General features: G+C 69.0%; 21 protein-coding genes and 6 pseudogenes. 12 read left to right on the top strand and 15 right to left on the bottom strand.

Annotation, left to right across the window (positions count from 1 at the left end):
• The first annotated feature begins 139 nt into the window (after positions 1–139).
• Positions 140–1,591 (top strand): glycosyltransferase 87 family protein, encoded by a 1,452-nt coding sequence (locus tag ACFYR3_RS36710; RefSeq protein ID WP_389286352.1) that lies wholly within the window; start codon positions 140–142, stop codon positions 1,589–1,591.
• Positions 1,592–1,650: 59 nt separating this feature from the next.
• On the opposite strand, the pseudogene ACFYR3_RS36705 reads toward ACFYR3_RS36710, so the two are convergent.
• Both ACFYR3_RS36705 and rho read right to left on the bottom strand, forming a co-directional pair.
• A pseudogene (locus ACFYR3_RS36705) lies at positions 1,651–2,511 on the bottom strand (D-alanyl-D-alanine carboxypeptidase family protein); the annotation flags it as partial.
• An 89-nt stretch (positions 2,512–2,600) separates the two neighbouring features.
• The gene (gene rho / locus ACFYR3_RS36700; RefSeq protein ID WP_389286319.1) at positions 2,601–3,776 is read right to left on the bottom strand and encodes a transcription termination factor Rho; all 1,176 of its coding nucleotides are present in this window, start codon (positions 3,774–3,776) and stop codon (positions 2,601–2,603) included.
• Positions 3,777–4,551: 775 nt separating this feature from the next.
• Between rho and ACFYR3_RS36695 the strand changes: the two genes are divergently transcribed.
• The 5 genes from ACFYR3_RS36695 (at position 4,552) to ACFYR3_RS36675 (ending at position 9,229) form a co-directional block, all read left to right on the top strand.
• Positions 4,552–5,217, top strand: a complete 666-nt coding sequence (locus tag ACFYR3_RS36695) for an SDR family NAD(P)-dependent oxidoreductase (protein ID WP_355839275.1) — start codon at positions 4,552–4,554, stop codon at positions 5,215–5,217.
• A gap of 211 nt (positions 5,218–5,428) precedes the next feature.
• Positions 5,429–6,652, top strand: a complete 1,224-nt coding sequence (locus ACFYR3_RS36690; protein WP_355839335.1) for a cytochrome P450 — start codon at positions 5,429–5,431, stop codon at positions 6,650–6,652.
• Positions 6,653–6,852: 200 nt separating this feature from the next.
• On the top strand, positions 6,853–7,599 hold the full coding sequence (locus tag ACFYR3_RS36685) for a nuclear transport factor 2 family protein (protein ID WP_355839277.1): 747 nt from the start codon (positions 6,853–6,855) through the stop codon (positions 7,597–7,599).
• Positions 7,596–7,937 (top strand): YciI family protein, encoded by a 342-nt coding sequence (locus ACFYR3_RS36680; RefSeq protein WP_355839279.1) that lies wholly within the window; start codon positions 7,596–7,598, stop codon positions 7,935–7,937. Before ACFYR3_RS36685 ends, ACFYR3_RS36680 begins: the two co-directional genes overlap by 4 nt.
• Positions 7,928–9,229, top strand: coding sequence for an RNA polymerase sigma factor (locus tag ACFYR3_RS36675; RefSeq protein WP_389286350.1), 1,302 nt, complete (start codon positions 7,928–7,930; stop codon positions 9,227–9,229). Before ACFYR3_RS36680 ends, ACFYR3_RS36675 begins: the two co-directional genes overlap by 10 nt.
• A 193-nt stretch (positions 9,230–9,422) precedes the next feature.
• Here the strand turns inward: ACFYR3_RS36675 and ACFYR3_RS36670 are convergent, their stop codons facing one another.
• Complete coding sequence (locus ACFYR3_RS36670) at positions 9,423–9,866, bottom strand: transposase (RefSeq protein ID WP_389286316.1); 444 nt, start codon at positions 9,864–9,866, stop codon at positions 9,423–9,425.
• A pseudogene (locus ACFYR3_RS36665) lies at positions 9,814–9,981 on the bottom strand (IS110 family transposase); the annotation flags it as partial. The gene ACFYR3_RS36670 and the pseudogene ACFYR3_RS36665, both read right to left, overlap by 53 nt.
• Positions 9,982–11,189: 1,208 nt before the next feature.
• Here ACFYR3_RS36665 and ACFYR3_RS36660 point away from each other — a divergent pair.
• Positions 11,190–11,312, top strand: a pseudogene (locus tag ACFYR3_RS36660) (transposase); the annotation flags it as partial.
• A 270-nt stretch (positions 11,313–11,582) separates the two neighbouring features.
• On the opposite strand, the gene ACFYR3_RS36655 reads toward ACFYR3_RS36660, so the two are convergent.
• Entirely contained in the window at positions 11,583–12,476 is an 894-nt protein-coding gene (locus tag ACFYR3_RS36655) for a LysR family transcriptional regulator (RefSeq protein ID WP_389286314.1), read from the bottom strand.
• Between the two features lie 102 nt (positions 12,477–12,578).
• Between ACFYR3_RS36655 and ACFYR3_RS36650 the strand changes: the two genes are divergently transcribed.
• Both ACFYR3_RS36650 and ACFYR3_RS36645 read left to right on the top strand, forming a co-directional pair.
• Positions 12,579–13,667 carry an alcohol dehydrogenase catalytic domain-containing protein gene (locus tag ACFYR3_RS36650; RefSeq protein WP_389286312.1) on the top strand — a complete coding sequence of 363 codons (1,089 nt, stop codon included), beginning with the start codon at positions 12,579–12,581 and terminating at the stop codon, positions 13,665–13,667.
• 188 nt (positions 13,668–13,855) lie between these two features.
• Positions 13,856–14,074: a hypothetical protein gene (locus ACFYR3_RS36645; protein WP_389286310.1), complete on the top strand. Its 219-nt coding sequence runs from the start codon at positions 13,856–13,858 to the stop codon at positions 14,072–14,074.
• Between the two features lie 364 nt (positions 14,075–14,438).
• Here ACFYR3_RS36645 and ACFYR3_RS36640 read toward each other — a convergent pair whose 3' ends face one another.
• Positions 14,439–15,062 (bottom strand): DUF6000 family protein, encoded by a 624-nt coding sequence (locus tag ACFYR3_RS36640; protein WP_389286308.1) that lies wholly within the window; start codon positions 15,060–15,062, stop codon positions 14,439–14,441.
• Between the two features lie 85 nt (positions 15,063–15,147).
• Between ACFYR3_RS36640 and ACFYR3_RS36635 the strand changes: the two genes are divergently transcribed.
• The gene (locus tag ACFYR3_RS36635) at positions 15,148–15,366 is read left to right on the top strand and encodes a hypothetical protein (RefSeq protein WP_389286306.1); all 219 of its coding nucleotides are present in this window, start codon (positions 15,148–15,150) and stop codon (positions 15,364–15,366) included.
• A gap of 6 nt (positions 15,367–15,372) precedes the next feature.
• On the opposite strand, the gene ACFYR3_RS36630 is transcribed toward ACFYR3_RS36635, so the two are convergent.
• The 6 genes and pseudogenes from ACFYR3_RS36630 to ACFYR3_RS36605 form a co-directional block, all read right to left on the bottom strand.
• Positions 15,373–15,684 carry a DUF6087 family protein gene (locus ACFYR3_RS36630; RefSeq protein ID WP_389286304.1) on the bottom strand — a complete coding sequence of 104 codons (312 nt, stop codon included), beginning with the start codon at positions 15,682–15,684 and terminating at the stop codon, positions 15,373–15,375.
• Positions 15,685–15,798: 114 nt separating this feature from the next.
• On the bottom strand, positions 15,799–17,484 hold the full coding sequence (locus tag ACFYR3_RS36625) for a dolichyl-phosphate-mannose--protein mannosyltransferase (RefSeq protein WP_389286348.1): 1,686 nt from the start codon (positions 17,482–17,484) through the stop codon (positions 15,799–15,801).
• Positions 17,485–17,795: 311 nt separating this feature from the next.
• On the bottom strand, positions 17,796–18,062 hold the full coding sequence (locus ACFYR3_RS36620; RefSeq protein WP_356782278.1) for a transposase: 267 nt from the start codon (positions 18,060–18,062) through the stop codon (positions 17,796–17,798).
• A 348-nt stretch (positions 18,063–18,410) separates the two neighbouring features.
• Positions 18,411–18,517, bottom strand: a pseudogene (locus tag ACFYR3_RS36615) (epimerase); the annotation flags it as partial.
• Positions 18,518–18,912: 395 nt separating this feature from the next.
• Complete coding sequence (locus ACFYR3_RS36610; RefSeq protein WP_389286302.1) at positions 18,913–20,103, bottom strand: FG-GAP-like repeat-containing protein; 1,191 nt, start codon at positions 20,101–20,103, stop codon at positions 18,913–18,915.
• An 800-nt stretch (positions 20,104–20,903) separates the two neighbouring features.
• Positions 20,904–21,455, bottom strand: a complete 552-nt coding sequence (locus tag ACFYR3_RS36605) for a hypothetical protein (RefSeq protein ID WP_355858150.1) — start codon at positions 21,453–21,455, stop codon at positions 20,904–20,906.
• Between the two features lie 94 nt (positions 21,456–21,549).
• On the opposite strand from ACFYR3_RS36605, the gene ACFYR3_RS36600 reads away from it, so the two are divergent.
• Positions 21,550–22,062 carry a PadR family transcriptional regulator gene (locus ACFYR3_RS36600; protein WP_355858153.1) on the top strand — a complete coding sequence of 171 codons (513 nt, stop codon included), beginning with the start codon at positions 21,550–21,552 and terminating at the stop codon, positions 22,060–22,062.
• A gap of 15 nt (positions 22,063–22,077) precedes the next feature.
• On the opposite strand, the gene ACFYR3_RS36595 is transcribed toward ACFYR3_RS36600, so the two are convergent.
• Positions 22,078–22,992 carry an IS982 family transposase gene (locus tag ACFYR3_RS36595; protein ID WP_355858156.1) on the bottom strand — a complete coding sequence of 305 codons (915 nt, stop codon included), beginning with the start codon at positions 22,990–22,992 and terminating at the stop codon, positions 22,078–22,080.
• Positions 22,993–23,096: 104 nt separating this feature from the next.
• Between ACFYR3_RS36595 and ACFYR3_RS36590 the strand changes: the two genes are divergently transcribed.
• Positions 23,097–23,639, top strand: coding sequence for a sugar O-acetyltransferase (locus ACFYR3_RS36590; protein WP_356785051.1), 543 nt, complete (start codon positions 23,097–23,099; stop codon positions 23,637–23,639).
• A gap of 520 nt (positions 23,640–24,159) precedes the next feature.
• Here ACFYR3_RS36590 and ACFYR3_RS36585 read toward each other — a convergent pair.
• Both ACFYR3_RS36585 and ACFYR3_RS36580 read right to left on the bottom strand, forming a co-directional pair.
• Positions 24,160–25,193 (bottom strand): annotated as a pseudogene (locus ACFYR3_RS36585) (NlpC/P60 family protein).
• 240 nt (positions 25,194–25,433) lie between these two features.
• Positions 25,434–25,568: pseudogene (locus ACFYR3_RS36580) on the bottom strand (IS30 family transposase); the annotation flags it as partial.
• Positions 25,569–25,603: the final 35 nt, after the last annotated feature.

Raw genomic sequence — 25,603 nt, 5'->3', positions numbered from 1 at the left:
CGGGACGACGGAGCCGGGCGCGACGAGCACAACGAGCACAACGAGCGCGACGAGCGCAACGAGGGGGACGACGGGAGTGAAGGTGCCGAGCGGCAGGCAGGGCACCAGTGGCAGACAGGGTCCCGGCGGCCCGGCAGGAATGCTGAGCACCGATCGCCGACGGCTCCTCCTCGTACTCGGACTGGCCGTCGTCGTCGCTGTGTTCACGGCCACGGTGCCGCTCCTGCGCGACTGGTTCGACCTGCGCGTGTACTACGGGGCGGTCGACAGCTGGGTCCATCACGGCGGCAGCATCTACGACTACCGGGTGCCGGGAACGACGTACGGCTTCACCTATCCGCCGTTCGCGGCCCTCGGCATGCTGCCGATGGCACTGGTCGGGCTGAGCACGGCGATCGCCGTCGGACTGCTGCTCAACCTCGCCGCCCTGACCTGCGTGGTGGGCATTCTGGTAGGGCCCGCGCTGCGCCGCTACGGCTGGTTCGGCTTCGCTCTGACGGCCTGTCTGCTGGCACTGCTCGAACCGGTCCGCGACACCTTCAGCTTCGGCCAGGTGAACCTGGTGCTCCTCGCCCTCGTGCTGAGTGACGCCTGGCTGCTGTCCAGTGGCCGCGGCCGCCGGGCCGGCGTCGGCATCGGCCTCGCCGCGGCGATCAAGCTCACCCCGGCCCTCTTCATCGCGCTGCTGCTGCTCGGCCGCCGCTGGCGTGCCGCCGGTGTCGCCACGGCCGTCGCCCTGGCGGCCACCGCGCTGGCGGCCTGGGCGGCGCCGGACGCCTCGCGCTTCTACTGGACCGACGCGCTGTGGGACACGAGTCGCATCGGTCGCCTGGCCTACGTCTCCAACCAGTCGTTGCAGGGTGTGCTGGCCCGGCTCGTGGCGCCGGCGGAACCGAGCAGGGCCCTGTGGGCGACGCTGGCCCTGCTGATCCTGTGCGTCTGGGCGTGGCGGACCTCGCGTGCCGTGGCCGACGAGGACTGGACCGCCGCCTTCGCCCTCACCGGACTCGCCGCCTGTCTCGTCAGCCCGATCACCTGGGTGCACCACCTCGTCTGGCTGCTGCCGTCCTTCGCCGTGCTGCTGCACCGGCGCCGGCTGCGGGTCGCGGCGGCCCTGTACGCGGTGCTGTGCAGCAGCGTGGTGTGGTTGTGGTTCGACGACGCGTCGGGCCTCGACGGCTTCCTCGGGAGCAACACCTATGCGTGGATCACGCTCGGGCTGCTGCTGTGGCTGCCCGTCGGTCAGCCGTGGGGGGTCCGGCCCGCCTTGAGCCGCAGGGCGAGAGCGACGCCCGCGGCGCCCAGCGCGGCGGCACCCGCGATCTCGGCCGCGTCGGACCAGCCGAGCCCCGCGTCGTCCGGGGACGCGGCGGCCACGGGCCGTGCGCTGGTCACGGGCGGAGCGGTGGCCACGGGTCGTGCGGCGCGACCGGGCCGCGCGGCGGGCCTGGCCGGGGCGGAGGGACCGGCGGCCGGGACCGCACGTGTGTCGAGCAGCGTTCCCACCGGATCGACACGGTCCTCCGCCTCGAAGCCCCAGTCGAGCAGTGAGCGCGCCTCCTCGTACACGGTCAACCCGCCGCCCGCCTGAGGGTTCATCACCGTGACGACGAGGGTGCGCGTGCCGTGCTTGGCGGCGGCGACCAGAGTGTTGCCCGCGTTGGTGGTGTAGCCGTTCTTGACACCGATCAGGCCCGGGTACGGTTCCACCCCGTTCGCGCCGGTGAGCAGCCGGTTGGTGTTCTGGATCCCGTACGAGGAGCCGCCGTCGCCGGGGAACATCGCCTCGGCGGTGGAGCAGTACCGCGCGAAGTCGGGGTTGCGCAGCCCGGCCCGTCCGAACACCGCCAGGTCGTACGCCGACGAGACCTGCCCGGGTGTGTCGTAGCCGTCGGGCGAGACGACGTGGGTGTCGCGGGCGCCCAGGGAGCGGGCCTTGGCCTGCATCTGGGCGGCGGTGCTCGTCCAGCCGCCGTTCATCGAGGCGAGCACGTGCACGGCGTCGTTGCCGGAGTTGAGGAAGACACCGCGCCACAGGTCCGCCACGCGGTAGGTGATTCCCTCGGCCACGCCGACCATGCTGCTGCCCGCGCCGATGCCCTCCAGCTCCTCCTCCCTGACGGTGTGCCGGGTGCTGCCGGGCATCGTCGGGAGGACGGTGAGGGCGAACAGGGTCTTGAGGGTGCTGGCGGGCGGCAGCCTGCGGTGGGCGTTGTGTGCGGCGAGCACGTCGCCGGTGCGGGCGTCGGCCACCACCCAGGACAGCGCGGAGATGTCCTCGGGGACCTCGGGTGCCCCGGCCCGGGGCCGTACCTGTGTCCCTCGTTCATACAGCGACGAGGGTGGCGACGCGGCGGGCTGCGGCGCCCCTGGGCCCGCATCGGTGAGTGCGGCGGCCGGGCTCTGCGCGGCGGCCAGCACACCGACGACGCAGACGGCGGAGCAGCAGAGGGCGGCCCGCGTGACCGCGGAGCGAGAAGCGGCGGTCCGGAATGGGAATCCGATAGTCATACCGCAAACGTAGGAACGGACTCGCGACACGCCGGGGTGGCCGGGCCGAGTGGCGGCGTCGAGCACCCGGATGCCGCAGACGCGGGGGGTCAGGAGGGCAGGGTGGGCTGAACCTGGCGCAGGAAGGCGGCGTTGTCCGGGGTGGCGCGCAGCCGCTCCAGGAGTGTCTCCAGGCCGGCCTGCCCGTCCCGCGTCCGCAGGGCGCGACGCAGTCCTCGTGCGGCGGTCAACTCGGGTGTGGACAGCAGGAGTTCCTCACGGCGGGTGCCCGAGGGGGTGATGTCGACCGCGGGGAAGACGCGCCGGGCGGCCAGGGTCCGGTCGAGCCGGAGTTCCATGTTGCCGGTGCCCTTGAGCTCTTCGAAGAAGAAGTCGTCGGCGCGGGAACCGGTCTCCACCAGGGCGGTGGCGAGGATGGTGAGCGAACCGCCCTCCTCGGCGAGGCGCGCCGCGCCGAACAGCCTCTTGGGGCCCTGGAGCGCGGCGGCGTCGACACCGCCGCTGAGGGTGCGCCCGCCGGCGGCGGCCGCGTTGTTGTGCGCCCGGCACAGCCGGGTGAGGGAGTCGAGCAGGATCACGACGTCCTGGCCCGCCTCGACGAGCCGCTTGGCCCGTTCGATGACGAGTTCGGCGAGCGCGATGTGCTGCTTCGGCGTCTGGTCGAAGGTGGAGGCGAAGACCTCGCCGCGTACGGAGCGCCGCATGTCGGTGACCTCCTCGGGCCGCTCGTCGAGCAGCACCACCATCAGATGGCATTCGGGGTGGTTGCCGGCCACGGCGGCGGCGATCTGCTGGAGCAGTACCGTCTTGCCGGTCTTGGGCGGGGCGACGATCAGGCCGCGCTGGCCCTTGCCGACCGGCGCGACCAGGTCGACGACGCGTCCGGACAGTCCGCTCGCCGGGTGTTCCAGCCGGAGCCGGTCACGCGGGTGCAGCGGGGTGAGGTCGCCGAAGTGCGGGCGGCGGCGCAGCTCTTCGGGCGTACGGCCGTTGATCCGCTCGACCTCGGTGAGGGTGCGGGGGCCGCCTCGCACGCCTTCCACGGTGTCGCCCTTGCGCAGTCCGTGACGGCGGATCAGCGCGGGGGAGACCTGGAGGTCGGTGGACGAGGGCAGGCAGTTCGCGGAGCGCAGGTGCCCCTTCCCGCTGCCGTCGATGTCGAGGACACCGGTGGCGACCTGGGCTTGGGGCCGCTGCTGTACAGGGGGGCGTTCGAGTGTGGTGGTCATGGGATGTCCTTTCACGGACGGGAATGCGTGTGGCATGCGCAAGGAAGGGGAGGGGCCGCGAAGGGAGGGCGCGGGGCGCGCCTCGGTGCGGCGGGAACATCACCTCGGGTACGACGGGAGCGATCCCTGGCCGTACTCGGGAGGTGTGCCGAGAAGCTGGTGCGCCGGTCGGAATCGACAGCGTCACAGCGGGAGAAGGAACTGGCACCGGCGCCTGGAAGAAGCGGCGTACACGAGTGCTGAGGGAAGAGTACCACCGATGGGACCGGATGGGACGTGATCCGCGTCTCAGTCATGCGATCCGCTCGGTGGCACCGTCGGCGGCGGGGCCGTCGACGCAGGTGGGCGCCGCGCCGCGGTGTACGGCCCGCCCGCCGTCCAAGTGGTCGTGCCGCAGCGGGAGTTCGTCGCCCCCATCTCGGATCCGGGGGCATCGGACCCGAGGCGGGGGCCAGTGGGAAGGATCCTGGATCGGCGAGTCGTACCGGCCGATCCGGTGCCGCCGGGCACGAGCCATGGCGGACCGGTCCGCGGTGCCACCCCGGCCGAAGACCGCCAGGGCGTCCCGGCGAGTCGCACCGGCGGGTCCGCGCACCGGCTGTGCGGTAGCGGCGCTCTGGGGACGAGGTGTCCGCGCTCCGGGTGTGCGATAGCCGCGCTCTGGTCGTGCGGCACCCCTGTTCCGGGAGCGAGGCGTCCGTGCTCGGGGTGTGCGGTATCGGTTCGCCGTCAGCGCCCCTACCCTGAACTGACCGCCTTCGAGCAGCTCGCCGGGTTCCTTCGACCCGATCGGATCACCGAGGTGAGGACCATGACCACGATCGCCATCATCGGAGCGGGCCCCGGCCTCGGCGCCGCTGTCGCCCGGCGCTTCGGCCGCGAGGGCTTCGACGTCGCGCTCGTCTCGCGCAGCCAGGAGCGGGTGGACGGTCTCGCCGCCGAGCTCGCCGACGCCGGAGTCACGGCACGCGGTTTCGCCGCCGACGTACGGGACCCGAAGGCCCTCGCAGCCGCCTTGGACGCCGTGTCCGGAGCCCTGAGCCCGATCGAGGTGCTCCAGTACAGCCCGGTCCCGCACCCGGACTTCATGCGGCCGGTGCTGGAGACCCGACCCGAAGACGTCATCGGTCCGATCGAGCTTTCCGTCTACGGGCCCGTCGCGGCCGTGCGGCAGGTGCTCCCCGGGATGCGCTCGCTCGGCCGCGGCACGGTTCTGCTCGTCAACGGCGGCAGCGCGGTGATCCCGGACGCCGACCGGGCGGGCACCTCGATCGCGTTCGCCGCCGAGAGCGCGTACGGCCATCTGCTGCACGAGACCCTCGGCGGCGACGGCATCCACGTGGGGCAGCTCGTCATTCCCGGCGCGATCATCCCCGGGCACCCGAGGAAGGACCCGGACGCGCTCGCGGAGACCCTCTGGGGCATGCACCGGGACCGGCACGGATTCCGTCACTTCGCCGACGACCTCGACAGCTGACACTCCCTCACGGCGCGTAGTGTCAAGGGGGCATGGCGTCGGCGCGGGCGTCGAGAACATCAGGCGACAGCCGTTCGCCGAGGTGCTGCGCACGCTGCTCTGAGCAGGCAGAATCGATCGTCGTACGGCGCCCGAAGATGTCGTACGAGCGTCAACTCGGCCCAGCAGCAAGGAGAACACGGTGGACACCTCGCCCGGCGCGCCGCACCGCATGGACCCCGCGGGCGGCTGCCCGCACGCCGACAACGAGCGGCTGCTCGCTCGGGGCGCCGTCGCGACGGTGGCACTGCCCGGCGCGGTGGAAGGTGCGGCGGTGCTCGGGCACGAGGCGCTGAAGGAGTTCCTCGCGCACCCGGACGTCGCCAAGGGGGCCCAGCACTTCACGGCCCTGCGCGAGGGGAACATAGCCGCCGGCTGGCCGCTGCTGACCTTCGCTACCGTGCAGGGGATGACGACCGCCGACGGTGACGACCACCGGCGGCTGCGATCCCTCGTCAGCAAGGCGTTCACCGTGCGACGGGTCGAGCAACTGCGCCCCCGCATCGAGGAGTTGACCTCCGGACTGCTCGACGGCCTGCACGCGGCGGCGGAGGAGGGCGGGGGAGTGGCCGACCTGCGCCGGCACTTCGCGCTCCCGCTGCCGATGGGTGTCATCGGTGAACTCCTCGGTGTCGAAGCCGAGTACCTCGACCGGCTGCACCATCTGTCGAACCAGGTCGTCGCCACCGACATCGGCCCGGAGCAGGCCGTCGCCGCGAACCGCGAACTGGTGGCGGTGCTCAGTGCTGTGGCGGCCGCGCGCGCGGAGAGCCCCGGCGACGACCTCACCAGCGCGCTGATCGCCGCCCGGGACGAGGAGGGCGACCGGCTCAGCCAGCAGGAACTCATCGGCACCCTGGTGCTCATGATCATCGCCGGGCACGAGACCACACTGAACCTGATCACCAACGCCGTGCGGGCGTTGTGCGGGCACCGGGACCAACTGGAGTCGGTCCAGAAGGGCGAGTCGAGCTGGGCGGACGTCGTCGAGGAGACCCTGCGCTGGGACGCGCCCGTCAGCTACTTCCCGTTCCGCTACCCGGTGCGGGACCTGACCGTCGACGGGACCGTCATTCCCCGGGGCACGCCCGTCCTCGCCGGTTACTCGGCCGCCGGCCGCGACCGGGCCGCGCACGGTCCGGACGCCGACCGCTTCGACATCACCCGTTCCGGGCGGCCCGGCGCCGTCCGGCACCTCTCCCTCGGGCACGGCGCCCACTACTGCCTCGGCGCCCCGCTCGCCCGGATGGAGGCCACCATCGCCCTTGAGCGGCTGTTCACCCGCTTCCCCGACCTGGACCTCGCCGTGTCCGAGGCTGAGCTCATCCGGCACGCCAGCTTCGTGGGCAACAGCGTCCGGGCCCTTCCCGTGCGGCCGGGAGCCTCGCGCCTCTGACGCCGCGCCCACCGGCCGGGTACGAAGACGCGCCGGGCCGGGGGCTCGCGTCCCCGCCCGGCGCGTGCCCGAATCCGGTGACACGGACCCGCCGGACGTGTCCCGGCTTCCCGCGAACAAAAAATCACCGGCGCCTGTCGATTCGCCGGGGCGCCGTTCGTCGGTGCGGTGTAGGAAGCTCATGAGCACCGGGAGGAACCATGAAGTACATGCTGCTGGTCTGCGGCGACGACACTGCTGACGCGTCCGGCATGGCGCCCGTCGAACCCTGGGTCGAGGAGCTGGGCGCCGAGCGCGGCGTGCGGCTGCACGGCCACCGGCTCCGGCTGCCCGCCGAGGCGGTCACCGTCCGGGTGCGCGACGGCGAAGTGCTGCGCACCGACGGGCCGTTCGCCGAGACGAAGGAGTACGTCGCCGGCTTCGACATCCTCGACTGCGCCGACATGGAGGAGGCCGTGGAGGCCGCCGCGAAGCACCCGGTCGCCACCATCGGAGCCATGGAGGTCCGCGCGTTCTGGGACGACGAGGACGCCGGGGACGAGATCCGACGCCTCGACGCGGAGCTCACCGAGGCCGCCCGCGAGCGTGACATCGAGCGGGCGATGGCCTGCTACGCCCCGGACGTCGAGGTGTTCCACCCCGTGAGCGGCCTGGAACAGAGCGGCGCCGACGCCCTGCGCAAGGCGGAGGAACAGTGGTTCTCGACGCTCGCAGGACCCGCCGACCGCGAGGTGCTCGACTTCCGTCTGCGTATCGACGAGAGCGTCGCCTTCAGCCATGCCCTGGTGCGTCTGCGCGCCCCGCTCGTCGACGGCGGAACACTGGACACGACCGCACGCGTCACCACGGGCTACCGCGCGGCCGGCGACCGCTGGCAGATCGTCCACCAGCACACGTCGGTGCCGTCGGCCGCCGACAGTCCGGGGACCGGGGAGCTCCGGTCGTGAAGTACGCCCTGTTCATCTGCACGTCCGTCGGCGGCGAGGAGCTCGGTCCCGAGGAGATCGCCGACGACCCCCGGTTCACCTCGTACATCCAAGAGGTGCGCGACCCCGACATCGTGAGGTTCGGTGTCAGGCTGCGGCCGGCCACCGACGCCACCACGGTACGGGTACAGGGAGACGAAGTCCTGCTCAGCGACGGACCGTTCGTCGAATCGAAGGAGTACATCGCGGGCATCGACATCATCGAGGTCGCCGACCTCGACGAGGCCATCGCGCTCGTGTCCCGGCATCCGGCGGCGCTGGGCGGCGGTTCGGTGGAGGTGCGGCCGGTCTGGGAGTGAACGACGACGTCGAGGAGGCCGTCGCCGCCGCGTTCCGCGAGGAGTGGGGCCAGGTCGTCGCCACCCTGATCCGGGTGACCGGCGACTGGGACCTCGCCGAGGAGTGCGCGCAGGACGCCTTCGCCCAGGCGCTCGACCGGTGGCGGCGCGACGGAGTACCGCGCCGCCCCGGCGCCTGGCTGACCACGACCGCGCGCAACCGCGCCCTGGACGTGCTGCGCCGGGACGCGGTCGGTGCGCGGAAGCTGCGGGAGGTGGCGGTGTCGACGCGCGACGAGGGGCCGTACAACCTGTACGGCTCGTACGACCCGTACAGTCCGTACGATCCCGACGACCCGGAATGCGACGACGGGAGCGGAGTCCGCGACGACCGGCTGCGGTTGATCTTCACCTGCTGCCACCCGGCGCTGCCCGTCGAGGCCCGGGTGGCGCTCACCCTGCGTACCCTGGCCGGGCTGACCACGCCCGAGATCGCACGCGCCTTCCTTGTCCCCGAGGCGACGATGGCGCAGCGCCTGGTGCGCGCCAAACGGAAGATCCGCAACGCGGGCATCCCGTACCGCGTACCGCCCGCGCACCTCCTGCCCGAACGGACCACGGGCGTCCTCGGCGTCCTCTACCTGCTCTTCAACGAGGGGTACGCGGCGACGGCCGGCGAGGATCTGGTCCGCACGAACCTCTCCGTCGAGGCGATCCGCCTCGCCCGCGTCCTGGCCCGCCTGATGCCCGACGAACCCGAAGTCCTCGGTCTGCTGGCGCTGTTGCTGCTGCACGACGCGCGCCGCGGAACGCGCGTCGACGCCGCGGGCGACCTGGTGACCCTGGAGGACCAGGACCGTACGGCATGGGACAGGTCCGAGGCCGACGAGGGCGCCGCACTGCTGGAGACCGCCCTGCGCCGGGGGCGCCCCGGCCCGTACCAGATCCAGGCCGCGATCGCCGCCTGCCACACCACCGCCGCCACGGCCGCGGAGACCGACTGGGCCGACATCGCGGCCCTCTACGGCGAGCTCCGGCGCTTCGTGCCCTCCGCCGTGGTCCGGCTCAACCGAGCGGTCGCCGTGGGCATGTCCGAAGGCCCCGACGCCGGGCTCGCGCTGGTCGCCGAACTGGAGGCGGAGGGCGAGCTCGACACGTACCACCTGCTGCCCGCCACCCGCGCGGACCTGCTGCGCCGCGCCGGACGCATGACGGAGGCCGCCGAGGCGTACGAAAGGTCCCTCGAACTGGTGGAGAACGCGGCCGAGCGGAAGTTTCTGGAGAAGCGGCTCGCGGAGTGTCGATCGGCGTAGGGGCCCTTCGTCGGTTTTGGGTTTGGAAAATGTAGGAGGCTCACCAGGAAAGGCCCAGGTCAACACTTCTGAACTGGGACTTTCTGGGTTCCTTGATTGATGCACGGTCCATTCCACTGCTCAATGAAGCGGGAAATTGGGCCTGATGGGTCCAAGACGGGTCCCGCGTGTGACCCAACGGGCCCGGAGCCGGTCAGGCAACCCGGCGGATGTCGTCGCGTATCTCCCAGCGGATCCGCAGGCGGCAAAACCAGTGCAGGTGGGCGAAGGTGCGCTCCACGACCCAACGTTGGGCGCCCAGGCCGGAGCCGTGTTCAGTGCCGCGGCGGGCGATCGGCAGTTTCACGCCGAGATCCCGGACCAGTCGGCGGTACTTGTCATGGTCGTAGCCGCGGTCGCCCAGCACCACGTCGGGGTGGTGCCGGGGCCGGCCGCGCACGGGCGGCACGGCCTGGAGCAACGGGACCAGCTGGGTGGTCTCCAGCAGGTCATACCGGAGCCCCAGCCGAGTTCCTGCGGCAGGTGTTCCCAGGCGATCCCGGTGTGCAGCGCACAGCCCGCGCGAACTCCTCCGAGGTTCGGTGGAAGAAGGCCCTCTTGAGCTCCTTGTTTCCTCTCCAGGAGGGCTGTTCGCCACGGATCGACGACCCAGAACTGCGGGGTGCCGGGGCGAGACCGGCGTAGGCGGTGAGGTGGCCGGCGGTCGGGAAGGTGCTGCCGTCACCGACCTCGATCAGGATCCTGGCTCCTGTGCCAATGAGTTGAGACGTCGAACGCCTCCCTCAACGGCACGGGAGCCTTGTCCGTTGCGGATGGCGACATCGTCGCCCGATCAGTGGCCACTCTGAAAGAGTTCAGTTCGACAGCGGTGTACTCGGGCCACATCGATTCGAGGATCTGGCAGGTTGCGGGTCCAGGCAGCGTCAGCAATTTGCCGCCGATCCACCGTCGGAACTGTGTCTCGCCGCATGTCGGGTTGGTAGGGCTGTTCCCGAAGAGCCAGGCCGTAGAACCAAGTAGGACCCGCAGTCCCCATCCTCCGCCGGGCGGCGCTTCACGCGGCGCCCGGCGTTTTTGCACCGTCTGACGAACACAGGGCCGGAACACTGCAAGCCAGGTGTTCGAGGGTTCGCTGCACAGACCCAGCATCTGGGCCCTGATGCCCGCACTAGCAAACCGGAAGCCGAAACGGCCCGCCGGAGAATCCGACGGACCGTCACGAAAGATCGAGACTAGGACTTACTGTTGCTCCGCTTGAATATCCGTAATTTGACCGCCTTCCTGACCCTCCAGAGCAAGGTGACGGTGAAGAGGGCAAAGACGGACAGCCGGAACACTTCGTCAGCGAATATCTGGCTGGGGTGATCCAGCAGCTTCACCCCGATGATTAGCAACTGCCAGAAGTGGACGAATGTCCCCATCATCCGAAGTGGTTGTATCGCCAGGACTGGGTGTGCGCGAGGCTAAGGTCTTCCCCGGTCACTCCGCTATCTCGTTCTCCGCGGTTTGCGTATCGCGATCGCGATAGCTGCCCCGACGATAATTCCAGGGATGACCAGGATTCCGAGTGACAATTTTGGCATCACGAGGTGCGCCAGGTAGATGCTGCTCACGCTGGCGATGGCAGCGATGATGGACCCGATACGGTCGGGTTTACGATCAGACGAGCGCATTTGTGTCATCTTTTTCAGCCCCATCGATAACTGCCCATTCCGGCTACACAGCCGAAGCCGCCGGCGAGCCCGGCCATGCCCCAGTCGACTGGCCCAGACCAGAAACCGTACGTGATGACCGGCCCAGCTGCGCCTCCGCCCCACCACGCGCACTGTCTGACGTAGTGATTGTGGAATATGCGAGACGCAGCCACATGATAGAGGTGGAAAACGCGATGGTGCCTCATGTAGTGGACGGCTCGGTAGCGTGCACGATGCCAGTAGCGGCGCCAATGCGGCCATTGCCCATCGAGGCCACTGTCTCAGAAACCGTTCTCGCTCACGGACTGCGTCACTGCCGCTACCGAGGCCTGGCAAAGACGCACGTCCAACACGTGCTCACAGCCGCCGGAACCAACATCGTCCGACTCAGCGAATGCTTCCCACCCGGCACCACACCGGCTTCTCCACCACGACCACCCAGCCACTTCCGGCAGCTCTGCGGAAGGCTGACGGCCTAGAGATCACCAACAGCATCCGGAAAGTGAGCCAGAACCCGAGTTTCGACGTCACCCGGGTGCTTGCTCGGGCAGCATCGGGGGTGCTCCTGCTGAAGGGCCCTGACCAATGCTGAGGTACACGTGATGGTGTGCGTTGTCGGCGGGTTATGGCACCGAATCCGGCGGCCCGGGCGGCACGTATCAGGCGGTCGAGGTAATTGCTCGGGTGACGGCCGTGGTCGCCGGGCTTGGGCGGCCGGGGAGTCGCGCTACGAGAACCCGGCGGATCTCGGGAGGTGCGCCTTCGACGTGCAGCAGGCTCACCCCGGGCGGCAGCACGGGAGAGAGCCGGGAGGGCACCGTTGTCACCCCGAAGCCACCGGCGACCAGCTGAAGCTTCGTCAGCCAGTCGCGCGCGTAGTGGACGATGTGCGGCCGACCGGGCAGGCCGGGCCAGACGCCGAGCAGTGGCTCGGCGTTCGACGCCGGGGTGGCGATCCACGGGAGGTCGACCAGCTCGTCGACATGCGCCGAGGTGCGGCCGGCGAAGTCTCCGGTCGAAGGCGCCGCCACGACCAGTTCGGTGTCCGCAACGTTCTCGACGTGCAGGCGCGGCGACTCGCCGTCCAAGGGGCGGTGGGGTGGGCGGGACGTCAGTACGGCGAGGTCGATCGAGCCCGCGCGCAGTGCCCGGATCAGCGTGGGCGTGGTGCCCTCGGTCGTCGTGACCGTGATCTGCGGGTCGGTCGCCGCGAGGCGGGCGAGCGAGGGAGGCAGGATGGCCGCGCCCGCGCTCAGGAAGAGTCCGAGCCGCACCCGTTCGGTCCGCGGGACGATGCCGGTGAGGTCGCGCTCGGCCGCTGTCAGGCAGTCCAGGATCGTGCGAGCGTGACGCAGCAGAGTCAGACCCGCGGGGGTGAGCCGCACTCCGTCGGGGCGGCGTTCGAACAGGGCGGTGCCCGCGCTTCGTTCGAGGGAGGCGGCCTGGCGTGAGACCGCCGACTGGGTGTAGCCGAGCCGGGCGGCTGCTGCGGTGAAGCTGCCGGACTCGGCGATCTGCTGCAGGACCCGCAGGCCTGTGCTGGAGATGTCCATGCGGCATACGCATACCACGGATGCTTGATCGTCGCTTCCCGCATGTCTGCCTGACTCCTAGTGTCGATCGCGACGAACACGGACGAACCCGGAGGTCATCACGTGCGAGCAGCAGTTCTGACGCAGTTCGGTGCCCCGCTCACGGTGCGGGAGGTGCCCGACCCCGAGGCCGGCGGCGGCGAGGTGGTGGTCGAGGTGGTCGCCACCTGTGTGGCCCCGTACGCGGCCGAGGTCTTCAGCGGCGAGCGGAACTACCCCCTGGTCCCTCCCGTCGTGCCCGGGATCGGCGGCGTGGGACGGGTCGTCCACGCGGGCCCGGACGCCACCCGGCTGCGCCCCGGCGACCTGGTGTGGTGCGACTGCACGGTGCGCTCGCGGGACGACGCACTGACACCCGACATCACGCTCCAGGGCTGGAGCTCTCGCGGCGAGGGCGGCGCGCGGCTCGCCCGGAACCTGCACGACGGATCGTTCGCCGAGCTCATGCGGGTCCCGACGGAGAACGTCTTCCCGCTGCCCGCAGCCGCGGGGGAAGACCCGTCCCGCTGGGCCGCGCTCGGCGTGCACGTCATCCCTTACGGCGGGCTGCTGGCCGGAGGCCTCGCAGCCGGTGAGACGCTGCTCGTCAGCGGGGCCACCGGCAACCTCGGCAGCAGTGCGGTCGCGGTCGCGCTCGCCATGGGGGCGGGCCGCGTGGTCGCCCCAGGCCGCAACCGGGCCGCGCTCGACCTCCTCGCCGACCGGTTCGGTCCGCGTGTGTGTCCGGTCCCGCTCACCGGGGACGAGGCCGGCGACCGCGCGGCGATGTCCGCGGCGGGCGACGGCCCGATCGACATGATGATCGACCTGCTACCGCCGAGCGCACCCAGCTCGGCGGCGCGCACGGCGGCCATGACCGTGCGCGAGTACGGCCGAGTCGTTCTCATGGGCGGCGTCGGCATGCTCGGTGGCGACGACCTCGCACTCCCGTACCCGTGGATCATGCGCAACTCAATCTCCGTGCGCGGCCAGTGGATGTACCCGCGTACAGCGAACGTCGGTATCATCCGGCTCCTCGCCTCGGGCACCCTGGACCTCGCCTCCGAACGGGTCCGGTCGTTCGGCCTCAGCGCCGTCAACGACGCCGTCACACACGCCGCCGCGCATGGCGGCCCGTTCGACCGGACCGCCCTCACCCCACCGGCTTGCTGACAAGATCTCGACGAGACGGGCCCGCTGGGTCGAATCCGGGCGAAGGAGTGAGCACCTGACGCCCCGTTGACTGAACGAACCATATTGATTGTGCAGTTCAGGGCACGGGTGGGGTTGTCGCCCAGTACGGTCTGCGGTCGCAATGAGCGATCGTGTGCCCGAGCGGGATCTGTCGAGGTGGGCCGTTGGTGGAGATCCGCGACAAGCTCGTCGCCCGCATCGCCGAAGCCGAACACGAGGGCTGGCTCGGCGAGGTCGAAGGACTCCGGGTCAGCTTGGCCGGCGCCGAAGACAAGCTCGCCCAGGTCGACGCACTGGTCGAGAGACAGTCGGCTGCGGTCCAGCTCGGAATGCCGGGCTTCAGCCGGTCTGGAGGAACCGCTGGGACGCCGAGACCAACGTCATGATCGAACCCCAAGGCGAGCGAAGAGGAAGATTAGAACGGAACCGACAGCCCGGCCTCGCGCAGCTGGGACAGGGCTGTGGACATGCATTGCTGCACAGTCCTCCCATCGGCACGCATTCCTTGCTCCAAGGGCCCCCACTGGCAGCGAACGTCCACGCCGGCGAGTTGTCGGCCACCCTCTCGGCGTCCACTCTGATCATGGCGTTCACGCCCTGCTCACCCAGCCATTCCAGGATGAGCAGTGTCACGTCCTCGATGCCACCATCCTGGTCGATCTTTGGCCAGCGGCCCTGGTTTCCTGTCATTGCCCAGACTCTACCGAGGGGGCCGAAGCAGTCGGCTGTCCAGCGGTCAGGTCGGGAGGCTCAGCGCCTGGTCTCCGTTCTGGCAAAGAGTTCAGCGCACTCGCTGGCGAAGGAACAGAGCTGGTGCACGACCTGCCGGTACTCCTGCGGATCCCGCACCATGTTCGGCGTGGCATCGGTCCACTGCTGCCACAGGCCGCCGGCGGCAAGGTATGGCGATGCTCGCTCGGTTCCAAGGACGGCATCGAGGTGAAGCAGTGTGCTGAGAGCAAAGGTGCGGTCGTAGACGAGGTCGGCTTGAGGCGAATAGCGATCAAGGTATCTGCAGACCAGATCGGCGTCCGCGCTGGTGCCGAAGGTGGCAAGAGTGATGCAGTAGGCCCCGCTGTAGGGGCCTCCGCTGGCCAGCAGCAGTTCGCCGATGCGGCTGCGGAACTCGGTCCTGCCCGCCACAGCAACCAGCCAGGAGGCAGTCCTGCACTCTCGCCAACCGCCTTCGAAAAGGATGCCGAGCTCGGCGGGAGTGATCTCCCCGGCAGCCTGGACCAGTTCCCTCACGAACAGGTCGCGCTCAGTCCCGCTCAACCGCAGCGAGCTTCCACCCAGCCGCATGTACCGCCGACCGGGCGTGACGAATCGTCGGATCAGGTCCATCAGCTCGGGGTCGGTGTTGGCATAGCGCATGGCTGCATCTTTGCCCGGCGAGGACCCAGCTGCCAGCGGTCTACCCAGAGCCCCGAGTAGCGATCGCTGGTTCAGAGAAGCAGGCGTGCTCGTGTATGCAGGCGGTGCCGTCTTGATGGCCGCTCTCAAGGAGTCCGTGGCCAAGGCCCGCAAGTCCCGAGGCGAGGACGCCACCGTCCACGACATGTCCAAGAAGAAGACCGCAGCCAAAAAGACGACGACCACAAAGACGGCACAGAAGAAGCAGCCCGCCAAGAAGGCAGCCAAGAAGACGGCGGCGCGGAAACCGCGGCGCAGCGCCTGAACCTGCTCACTGCCCGGCTGAGCGTGGCGGCGTCGAAAGGGAGGAACAGGCGAGACCCCGTCCATCCGCTGGGGGGAGCGGATGAACGGGGCCGGTATAGGACAGTCCGGTCGACCTACCGCGGGTCTGCGGCTTGCGATGCCTACCGTTTCCGCTGCCGAGAAGCTCGGGGGCCAACCCCTTGGGCGGCTCCGGAGCTCCAGCAGCCTCCGGGTACAGGAGGCGCTTCGCCTCGTCCAAGCTCACCGCGAACCCGTAGGGCTCCCAGGAGTGTCCATTCCACCGTTCGATGACGCGCGGCGCGTCAGCATTCGTCACGTTGTCCTCGCCAAGCCGGTGGCAGCAGGGCCGCCGAGTAGCCGGTCCCCGCCCCGATCTCCAGAAACCGGTGTCCGTCCCTCGACGTTCAGGCTCTCGATCATGTGGCCAGGCTCAGATCCAGGTGTCGAGCCACATTCTGGCGAGCCAGTCGGCACGCGGGATCGTCTGTCCGGTGTGGATCGGGAAGAAATAGATGAAGTTCCAGGCGATGAGCAGGACAAGGACGCTTGCGGCCACCGCACCCCGTATGCGGCGCTTTTCGGTCGCTCCCGCCGGACCCAGCAGCGCTCCCAGCATCATCGTCACGGCCAGGCACAGGTACGGCACGAAGACGACCGCGTAGAAGGAGAAGATCGTGCGGTCCTGGTACAGGAACCAGGGCAGATAACCGGCGCCCACCGCACAGAGGATGGCGCCGGAGCGCCAGTCGCGGCGCAGCGCCCATCGGTAGAGCAGGTACACGAGTGCGCAGCATGCCGACCACCACAGGAGCGGTGTTCCCAGGGCGAGGATCGCCTGTGTGCAGCCGGCCGCCGCGTGGCAGCCGTCTTTACCGGGTGCCGGCGACTGGTAATGGAACAGCACAGGGCGGCCGACGACCAGCCAACTCCAGGGATTCGACTCGTACTTGTGGGGAGTACTCAGCCCCACGTTGAACTGGTAGACGCCGTGCTCGTAGTGCCACAGGCTGCGCAGCGGGGCCGGAATCCACGACCATGTGCCGCCGCGGGCGTCCGCCCAGTGGCGTCCGTAGCCGTTGTCGGACAGGAACCAGCCGGTCCATGTCGCCAGATACGTCAGGACAGCGACCGGGGCGAGGGACAGCACCGACCAGCCGAGGTCCTTGCGCAGCACCGCGCGGTAGGCGCGGCGCGCCCCAGCTACGCGGCGAGAGCCGACGTCCCACAGCAGGGTGAGGATCACGAAGAAGGCGAGGAAGTACAGGCCGTTCCACTTGGTTGAGGCCGCCAGTCCCAGGCAGAGGCCGGCAGCGAGCCGCCAGGGACGCGCTCCCGTCCCGGCATGGTCGCCGGTGTGTCCGTCCGGGCGCGCTCGGCCGTCCTCGTCGACCGGTAGAGCTGCCGCGAGCCGGGCTCGCGCACTGTCCCGGTCGATGAGCAGGCAGCCGAACGCCGCCAGTACGAAGAACATGACGACGAGGTCGAGCAGAGCGGTGCGGCTCATCACGTAGTGCAGACCGTCCACCGCCATCAATGCTCCGGCCAGGCAGCCCAGCGGTGTCGAACGGAACAGGCGGCGTCCTATTCGGCACAGCATCAGCACCGACAGCGTGCCGAGGAGCGCTGTCATGAAGCGCCAGCCGAAGGGGGTGAGGCCGAACATCCACTCGCCAAGGGCGATGACCCATTTGCCCGTCGGCGGGTGCGCGACGAATGACCCGGTGTCGGAGAGCGGGATCACCTGGGGATCGGCCAGGATCTGCGGGTCGGAGATCTGGCCCTTCGGCCAGGTTCCCTCGTAGCCGAGCTGCAGCAAGGACCATGCGTCCTTGGCGTAGTACGTCTCGTCGAACACGACCGCCCCCGGGCTGCCCAGACGCCAAAAGCGCGGCAGCCCGGCAAGGAGCGCCACCAGCAGCGGGCCGCCCCATTGCGACCAGCGCGCCAGACGGCACGCCGCTACTGGGGACAGCCCGAGCGTGCGCCAAAGCCGTGACCCGGGTTCGGGAAACGGCACGACCAGGCGGTCGCGCACGAACGTAGGCGGGCGCTCGGCATGCCCGAAGTGCCGCAGCCGCCGCTCCCAGGAGACCGGCCGACGATTCGCCCCCTCCAGTGACTCGTCGACAAACGCGGACGTTTTCTCATGGATCACGTGGTGAACCTTCGCATCGCGGAGAACAAGACGAGCGGGAGCAACGGCCCGGCAAACGGTGGTCGGTGGTCGTCACGCCGGCTCAAGTCAGCCCTCGCTGATCGGGACTGCCTGGACCGGGACAATGCGCTGCCTGGGTGGTCGAGGTCGGCACCGGCTCGGGCGTTGAGAAGCGGTACGGCATCGGCACCCTCTTGGCAGCGGAGGCGGAGCGAGCAGCAGACGACATCGCAACCAACCTGGCAGAGGTGACGGGGCGAGGTCGAGGACCACTACTGACCCTTGGTGTCGGATGTGCAGTGAAGTCCAGGTTCGGCCGGTTTCGGTGAGGCAGTCATTGATGAGGGCGGGATGTCGTTGGACGTGTGCCGGTCCGCGACGGAAGGTGCGCTCAAGGTGTTCGGGATCGGTGAACGCGGTGTTGGCCATGGGCCTCGCCGCAGCAGCGACCAAACGTCCTCGACAGGGTTCAGATCGGGAGCATAGGACGGGAGTTGGAAGATTGTGAGCCAGTCGTGGTCAGCCCCGCCCTGACACAGTCCGGCCGTCCTGTGGATGTTCCGATTGTCTCAGACGATCACCACGGGGACCGAGCTGAAGATGCGCACGGACCAGAAGGGCATCGTAATCCGTCCACGAAAAGCTCTTCCGGGCTCCCTGAAAGGGCAGTTGGAGCAGCTATTTCTGGCGAAGAAGCACTGCCGCAGTCGTCGTCGGCAGCCAAGAAGACGACGGCGCGGAAACCGCGGCGCAGCGCCTGAACCTGCTCACTGCCCAGCTGAGCGTGGCGGCGTCGAAAGGGAGGAACAGGCGAGACCCCGTCCATCCGCTGGGGGAGCGGATGAACGGGGCCGGTACAGGACGGTCCGGTCGACCTACCGCGGGCCTGGGGCTGGCGCGAGAATCCGCCCGCCGTGCTTGGCCCGGGCCAGCCACCAGGGGAGCCGGCCAACGTACTCACCGGGCCCCAAATCACGCCAGGACGTAGGAATACAATCCCAGTGACAATGCTCGCCATGGCCGTCGCGGACCATTCCCAGTCCGTACGGGGAGCAGGTCACGCCATCATGGCTGTTGGCCTTACGAAAGGGGCCATCCCCGCGTCCGCGGGAAGACGGGCGAGAGGCGCTTGACGATCTTCATCGGCCTGGAACATCCCACGAACGCGGGGATTCCCGGACAGCGCACCGATCCGGACAGCTCCGAGTTCGTCCAGCCCACCCACGTGCCCCGCCCCCATGACGCCCGGTTACGCGCACGCCTGACCGCCGCGGTGACCGAACCGGAACGTCGGCGTGAGGGCATGAGCCCCAGAATGCGGCGGTGCCCCGATCGCCCAGGGTGATCGGGGCACCGCCGCATTGCCGTCCGGGTAGCTACTCCGCCGCGCTACTCGAAGGAGAGGGTGCCCTGGCCGGGCTGGCTGAGGTAGTTCTGCCAGCCGGAGGAGAGCGGCTGGTTGGCGCCGAAACTGGTGCCGGAGCCGAGGTGGGTGGCGATGGTTCCGTCGGTGCCCTGGATGACGAGGTCGGCCTTGCCGTCGCCGTTGATGTCGGGGAAGGTCAGGCGACCCTGGCCGGGCTGGCTGAGGTAGTTCTGCCAGCCGGAGGAGAGCGGCTGGTTGGCGCCGAAACTGGTGCCGGAGCCGTTGTTGAAGTGGACGCCGATGGTGCCGTCGGTGCCCTGGACCAGGAGATCCTTGTTGCCGTCGCCGTTGATGTCGGCGTAGTACAGGCGGCCCTGACCGGCGCCGCCGAGGAAGTTCTGCCAGCCCGCGCTGACCGTGGTGCTGGCACCGAAGCTCGTCCCCGAACCCGGACGGAGCCCGATCGTCCCGTCCGTGCTCAACACCATCAGATCGGCCTTGCCGTCACCCGTGACGTCCGCGCGATTGTTGGTGTCCTGGATGTTGTCGTAGCGGCGGGGGCTGAAGGTGCCGTGACCGCTGTAATAGGGGTAGGGGATGCTGTGGTGGACGGCGCCGCTGCTGCCGGACTCCTCCAGCGCGTCGTACGTGGAGTGATCGGAGCTCGTCCATCCGTTGAAGATGACCACATGGCCGCTGGCGCCCGAGTCCGGGTTGAGGAGGACGTCACCCGGCTTGAGGGACTCCTTGGCTATGGAGGAGGTGTAGTTCAGCAGAGTGCCGGTGGTCTCGCCCCAGTTGTTCCCGCTGGAGGAGTCCAGGTGCCAGGCCATGGAGACGAAGCCGGAGCAGTCGGTGCGGTACTTGCCGTTGGCGTCGGTGCGGTAGCTGGTCATGCTGTACGGCACGCCTGCGTCGACCCACGACTGGGCTCGGGCAATGACGTCCGCCCTGCTGATGCTGCCCCCTGCCGAGGAATCCGCGGTCAAAGTCGCGAAGGCGCCGACCGGCCTGGGTGCGGCGGCCAACTGCGCCACTGAGGCGGTCGTCGGGTTGGGCACGGTCGGGGTGAAGTGGGTCAGTAAGCCCGAGTTCGCCGTACTGGACGCGTCGGCGGACGGCGCCGGGGTGTCGGCGACGGCCTGCCCCAGCGTCATGGCGGTGACCGCGCCGACGACCGCGACGGACAGGGAGAGACGTTTGATCATGTTCATGACATACTCCTGATGAGGTTTGTAGCGCAGAGGTTCTCCGGGTCCGGAGAACCAGGAGCTGAACTGTGAAGAGGGCGAGCGGGATCGCTGTCGCACGGGCGCGACGATCTGGCGGCGCGGCTCGTGGGAGTCGGAGAGGGCGGCGACGCGGGCGCCTGCCTTCGGGGAGTGACGTCGGGCCGGGGTTCGGCTCGCGACTCCCCTTCTCAGGGCTTCAGTTGGGGTACGTCCCATCCGACGGCATGTCGGAGGCCGGTGGCGGGCCTTGCGCCTGAGGAGGAGGCTTGGCGGCCGGGGCCGGGATTACTACGAGGCGATGCCGTGCGATGCGATGTGGTGCGGGGACGTTCCAGTGCGTGCCCCGCGTCGCGAAGGTGAGTGGCAGTCAGCCGCCCTTGCCGCCGGCCCGGCAGGTGGGAATGTCGACGCCGGCCGGTGTGCCTGCGGGCGGTGCGCCCGTGAACCCCCGTGGTGGGCCTCGGCTCGCCGTCCCGGCCGGTCTTCCTGAGGTGGTCGGCGGGGTGTGGGCCGGGAGGGCGGGCAGGTTCAGTGAGCAGGCGACGGTAGTGGTCGAGTGAGTGGTCCTGGTCATGACGATCCCCCCGGATGGCCGCGCGGTGATTGGCTCAAGAGCGGTAACTGTGGATCAGGGTCATTCCGTCAGGCGGCCCTTCGGAGGGGCTCGCACTTCCCGGGGCCCCGCCGGCAGAGCGCCATCCGCTCCGATCGCGCCGCAGACCGTGCCGCAGACCGGGGCGCGCTCGCCCGAGGAGCGTCCGGCGCCGAGTGTCCGGTATCGGCTAGCCCCTGACCTTGGCCTGGGCGGCGGCGACGTAGCGCACGGTGAACAGGACGGGGACGACGAATCCGGCGGCCTGGACAAGTGTCGCCGTCGTGGAGTGGCCCTGGCCGGTGTGGGCGAGGGCCGCGAGGGCGCCGGCCGTGACGGCGAAGGCGGCGGTCCATACGGTGGTGATGACCACGTTGACCCGGACGAAGGGCTTGAGGCTCCAGACTTCGGGTGGGGTGGTGCGCTTGGCGATGCCCAGCGTGAACGGCTTGCCCGCGAACAGTGAGGCCCCGGCGATGAGGGCCAGGGTCGCCGAGGAGAGCGCCGCCGAGTAGGCGTGTGCGACCGAATGGGGGTCCGCGAAGGCGACGCCTGCCAGGACCGCGAAGAAGACGGCCGAGCCGGTTTCCATGATCAGCGCCTCGAGCCCGACTCCCGTCCGCCGCTGCTGGGCAATCACCGCCACCGCCACCAGCAGACCGGCGAGCGCCCCCCACTGCCACTGGGCGGACGGGACCAGTGCGAAGACGATCCATGGAAGGAAGGCGCGTACGTACGACATCGAAGACCCCCGGGTTGCTGACGTTCCTGTTTTGACATGTCGAAACTAGAAGTTCCACCATCGACGTGTCAAGAGTGGAAGGTAAACTGATGGCATGAGCCTTCGACACGCCCTCCTCGGGCTCCTGTCAGAGCGCCCCGCCAGCGGCTACGACCTGCTGAAGCGCTTCGAGACCTCTTTGGCCAACGCCTGGCCCGCCACGCAGAGCCAGATGTACACGGAGCTGTCCAAGCTCGCCGACAACGGCCTGATCAGCGTCTCGACCCAGGGCCCGCGTGGCCGTAAGGAGTACACCCTCACCGACGAGGGCCTGGCGGAACTGCGCCACTGGCTGACGGAGATCAAGCCCCAACGCCACACCCGCAGCGACATCCTGCTGCGGGTCTTCTTCCTCAACGTGATCACACCCGACCAGGCGCGCGGCTACCTCACCGAACTCATGGAGCTGTCGGAGCAGGAGCACGAGGCCTTGCGTCGGCTGGCCGACTCCATCGACTGGGGCGACGACCCACTGTCGGTGAACGGCAAGATCGCCCTGGAGTACGGCCTCCGCTTCAACACAATGCGCCGCAAGTGGGCCGCGTGGGCGGCCGACCAGATCCGCTAGATGATCGATTCCAAGTCAGTGGTCGTAGGCGGTCAGTGAGCGTAGGACGGGCTGTCCGGTGTGGTCGTCGTGCCAGATCGCGGCGGTCAGCGCGAGGATGCGCTGCATGACGCGGGCGATCACACCGCCTGGTGCGCGGCCTCGGTGCTGTTCGAGGTCGAGTTGGCCCTTGAAGGTCTCGTTGACCGACTCGATGACCTGCCGCAATGGTTTGAACAGCGGGGCGCCGGGCCGTTCTGGCTCGCGTTTGCGGGCCGGCCGCAGCAGCCGGATGTCCCGTTTGGCGAGCTCGTCTTCGAAGGCGCGGCCGTAGTAGTTCTTGTCGCCAATCATCGTCTGTCCAGGGCGGGTGGAGGTCAGGCCCGGTTCGGCGGCGAGCAGGTCCAGCAGGGTCTCGCGTTCGTCGGCCTTGGCCCCGGTCAGGGCGAACGCGACGGGCAGGCCCTGGAGGGTGCACACCAGGTGCAGACGCATGCCCCAGAAGAAGCGGCTGCGACTGGCGCAATACCCGTACTCGGCGCATCCAGCCAGGTCGGAGCGTTTGACGGTCTCGCGTGAGCGGCCGCATTCCACCGGTGTGGAGTCCACGATCCACACTTCGTCGCTCCACGCGGAGGTATCTGTGGCCGGCAGCCGGGTGACCCGGCGGAGCAGCCCGGCGGCCTTGCGAAGGCTCTTGTTGCAGCCGGGTTGCTGGGGCAGGTACGTGAAGAGATGCCGCAGGTGGGAATGGGCGTGGCGGAGCCACCGGGCCTCGGAGGTGAAGCCGGGCATGGCCTGCATCATCGCCGGCGTGACGAGTTCGGCGTCGGTGAACTGCGGGGCGATCCCCACGGCCGGCCGCCAGGGCGCGAGGCGCGGAGACGCCTTCAGCAGGTCGTCGGTCTTCACATAGAGTGCGATCGCGAGGGTGTCCAGGTTGTTCGTCAAAAAACGATCTTGGACGCTCTCGTTCTCGTCTCCGCCGGCCCCCCTGGAAGTTGTTCATCCAGTGAGCCTTATCCAGTCACCGGTACACCAGAAAGGATCGTGGCATGTCCAGCGACCGTCTCATGCGCATCCACAGCGCCGAGTTCCAGGCCATGGCCGAGAGGGTCCTGCGGGTCACCGAGCTCACTTCCCGCCTGAACGTCCTGCCTTTCGAGGACGAAGCGGGCAAGGCGGAACTGTTCGAACGGATCCTCGGCAAGCCACTGCCACCGAGAGTCACGATCTATCCGCCCTTTTACACGGACCACGGCCTCCATCTCGACCTCGCCGAGCGCGTGTTCATCAACCAGAACTGCACGTTCCTGGACTACGCCGGCATCCGCCTTGGCGAGCGCGTGATGGTCGGCCCGAAGGTCACGTTCATCACCAGCGGCCACCCAGTCGATCCCGAGGAGAGGCGGCTGTACCTCACCGGCGCACCCATCGACGTGGCGGAGAACGTGTGGATCGGTGCCGGTGCCACGATCCTGCCGGGCGTCAGCATTGGCCGTGATGCCGTGATCGCCGCCGGCGCAGTCGTGACCGATGACGTTCCGCCAGCAAGTCTGGTGACCGGTAGTAAGGCCACAGTGAACCGACGGTGGTGACGATCTCTCCGAGCCTCCAACTACAGGCAGTCGTCAACCACATCGGAAGCCTGGCGCCCCTCCTCGAGGCAACTGGCTCCAGTCCAGAGGCCAGACACTCCGCTCGCTCACCCCGTGCGGTCGCTGACCCCTTGGAATTGATCATCTAGCGTCCCTGACTGGCTGCAACGGGTTTGCCGGATCACCTCCGCTCGCGCGGAGAGCACTTCCCCAGACTCGCGTTCACCGCGTTGAGCTGCGGATCACCTCCGCTCGAGCGGAGGTGAATGAACAGCTACAGCTCGCGCGCCGGGGCGCTGTGCGGGCAGCCACGGTCCCACCCCTGGAGGCGTAGGGCTTCCCTGCTCCGCAAGGGCTCTGCGTTGGAGGTGCTTTCGTGCCCGGCGCTTCAGCCGGAAGCCCGCCCGGCTGAAGCCGGGACAGCCTCCCGATGTGGCTTCTCTGGGTCCAATCTGGGTCCGGAAGGACGGTGAAACCCCGTGAACCAAGACCGCACCGCAGCCCCGGACCGAGGCACGGATCAGATCCGGACGCCGAACTGGAAGGGCATGTCGGCCATCGACTCGTTGCGGACGAACGCGCCGGTGTGCGGGGCGTGCAGCACTTGGCCGTTGCCGGCGTAGAGGCCGACGTGGTGCTGGTCGCCGTAGAAGATGACCAGGTCGCCGACCTGTAGATCACTCTGCGAGTAGATGCGGGTGCCCGCGTTGGCCTGGGCCTGCGAGGTGCGCGGAATGGTCACGTCGGCCTGGGCGTAGGCCCAGGAGGTGAGGCCTGAGCAGTCGAAGGTGCTGGGGCCGGAGTGGGCGTACGCGTACGGTGATCCGATCACGCTCTGGGCGGCGGCGAACGCGGCGGCGGCGCGTCCCGAGGCGGCCTTGTGGTGCCGAGGTCGACCCGCTCGTCGGCGCGGGTGGCCCGCTGCTGGTCCTGGGTGGCCAGCGCCGCCTTCTCCTGCGCCGTCAGCGTGTTCAGGAGCTTCTGCGCCGCGCCCAGCTTGCTCTGGACTTCCTTCTTCTTGCTCGCGAGTTTGGTCCGGGTGTCGGCGAGGTCCTTGAGCTTCGCGGAGGCCTCGGAGCGCTGCTGGGCGAGCGAACGCTGCTTCTCCTGGACCTTCTTGAGCGACTCGGCCTGCTGAGCGGTCAGCTGGTCCATGGCCGAGGCCTTGTCCAGGAAGTCGTCCGGGTTCGAGGAGAGGAAGAGCGCCACGGAGGGGTCGATGCCGCCGGTGCGGTACTGGGCACTGGCCATCGAGCCGAGGCCGTCGCGGAGCTGATTGAGCGCGTCCTGGCCGCGGGCGACGTTGTCCTGCAGGGAGTTGATCTCCTTCTGCAGTTCCTTCTGCTTCTCCTGGGCGCCGTCGAGCTTCTCCGTGGCCTGCTCGGCCTCCTGGTAGAGCTTGTCGACCCTGGTCTTGACCTCGTCCTTGTCGGGCTTCTCGGACGGCGCGGCATTGGCGACGTTGGCACTGAGGGCAACGGCGGCAGCGGCGGCTGTGGTGAGCACGGTCACACGGGCACGGCTCGGCTGCTTGGGTCGACGGTGGGACGCCACGAAAGCGAGCTCCTTCTTCTTTCGGCCGCCTGCCGAATACGCCGACGAGCGGTGATCCTTTGCTGTCACCCCAGCGAGTGAACAAGCGAGCAAAGGTTCGGGTGGCGACTGTAGTGACTCAGTCTTCATTAGAGCAAGTGGCGTTGTAATGCCGGATGTTGAGTGACAGAGACGAGTGACGGCTCCCTTCAGGGTGTTGCCGGTGAGGCGGCAGGTGTTGATTTGGATTCGACCGGTCAAGGCGACACTCTCGGCTGATGTGCGAAATCCCGGGCACTCGCGCGGCCGGTTGTTGAGCTTCGTCGCGATGGTGTCAAGCTCGTCCTGGCTGAACGTCGACAGGTTTGTTCCTTTGGGCAGATACTGCCGGAGCAGCTTCTCGATCGGTCGGGCGTCGGTGATCTGTGAAC

The sequence above is a fragment of the Streptomyces sp. NPDC005784 genome (genome assembly GCF_042871525.1).
Taxonomy (GTDB): Bacteria; Actinomycetota; Actinomycetes; order Streptomycetales; family Streptomycetaceae; genus Streptomyces.
This window is presented reverse-complemented; position numbering and strand designations above follow the sequence as displayed.

Coding starts and splice junctions, on each gene's coding strand:
- ACFYR3_RS36710 (WP_389286352.1), top strand. CDS start 140: ATGCTGAGCACCGATCGCCGACGGCTCCTCCTCGTACTCGGACTGGCC.
- rho (WP_389286319.1), bottom strand. CDS start 3,776: ATGCCACACGCATTCCCGTCCGTGAAAGGACATCCCATGACCACCACA.
- ACFYR3_RS36695 (WP_355839275.1), top strand. CDS start 4,552: ATGACCACGATCGCCATCATCGGAGCGGGCCCCGGCCTCGGCGCCGCT.
- ACFYR3_RS36690 (WP_355839335.1), top strand. CDS start 5,429: ATGGACCCCGCGGGCGGCTGCCCGCACGCCGACAACGAGCGGCTGCTC.
- ACFYR3_RS36685 (WP_355839277.1), top strand. CDS start 6,853: ATGAAGTACATGCTGCTGGTCTGCGGCGACGACACTGCTGACGCGTCC.
- ACFYR3_RS36655 (WP_389286314.1), bottom strand. CDS start 12,476: ATGGACATCTCCAGCACAGGCCTGCGGGTCCTGCAGCAGATCGCCGAG.
- ACFYR3_RS36640 (WP_389286308.1), bottom strand. CDS start 15,062: ATGCGCTATGCCAACACCGACCCCGAGCTGATGGACCTGATCCGACGA.
- ACFYR3_RS36610 (WP_389286302.1), bottom strand. CDS start 20,103: ATGAACATGATCAAACGTCTCTCCCTGTCCGTCGCGGTCGTCGGCGCG.
- ACFYR3_RS36605 (WP_355858150.1), bottom strand. CDS start 21,455: ATGTCGTACGTACGCGCCTTCCTTCCATGGATCGTCTTCGCACTGGTC.
- ACFYR3_RS36600 (WP_355858153.1), top strand. CDS start 21,550: ATGAGCCTTCGACACGCCCTCCTCGGGCTCCTGTCAGAGCGCCCCGCC.
- ACFYR3_RS36590 (WP_356785051.1), top strand. CDS start 23,097: ATGTCCAGCGACCGTCTCATGCGCATCCACAGCGCCGAGTTCCAGGCC.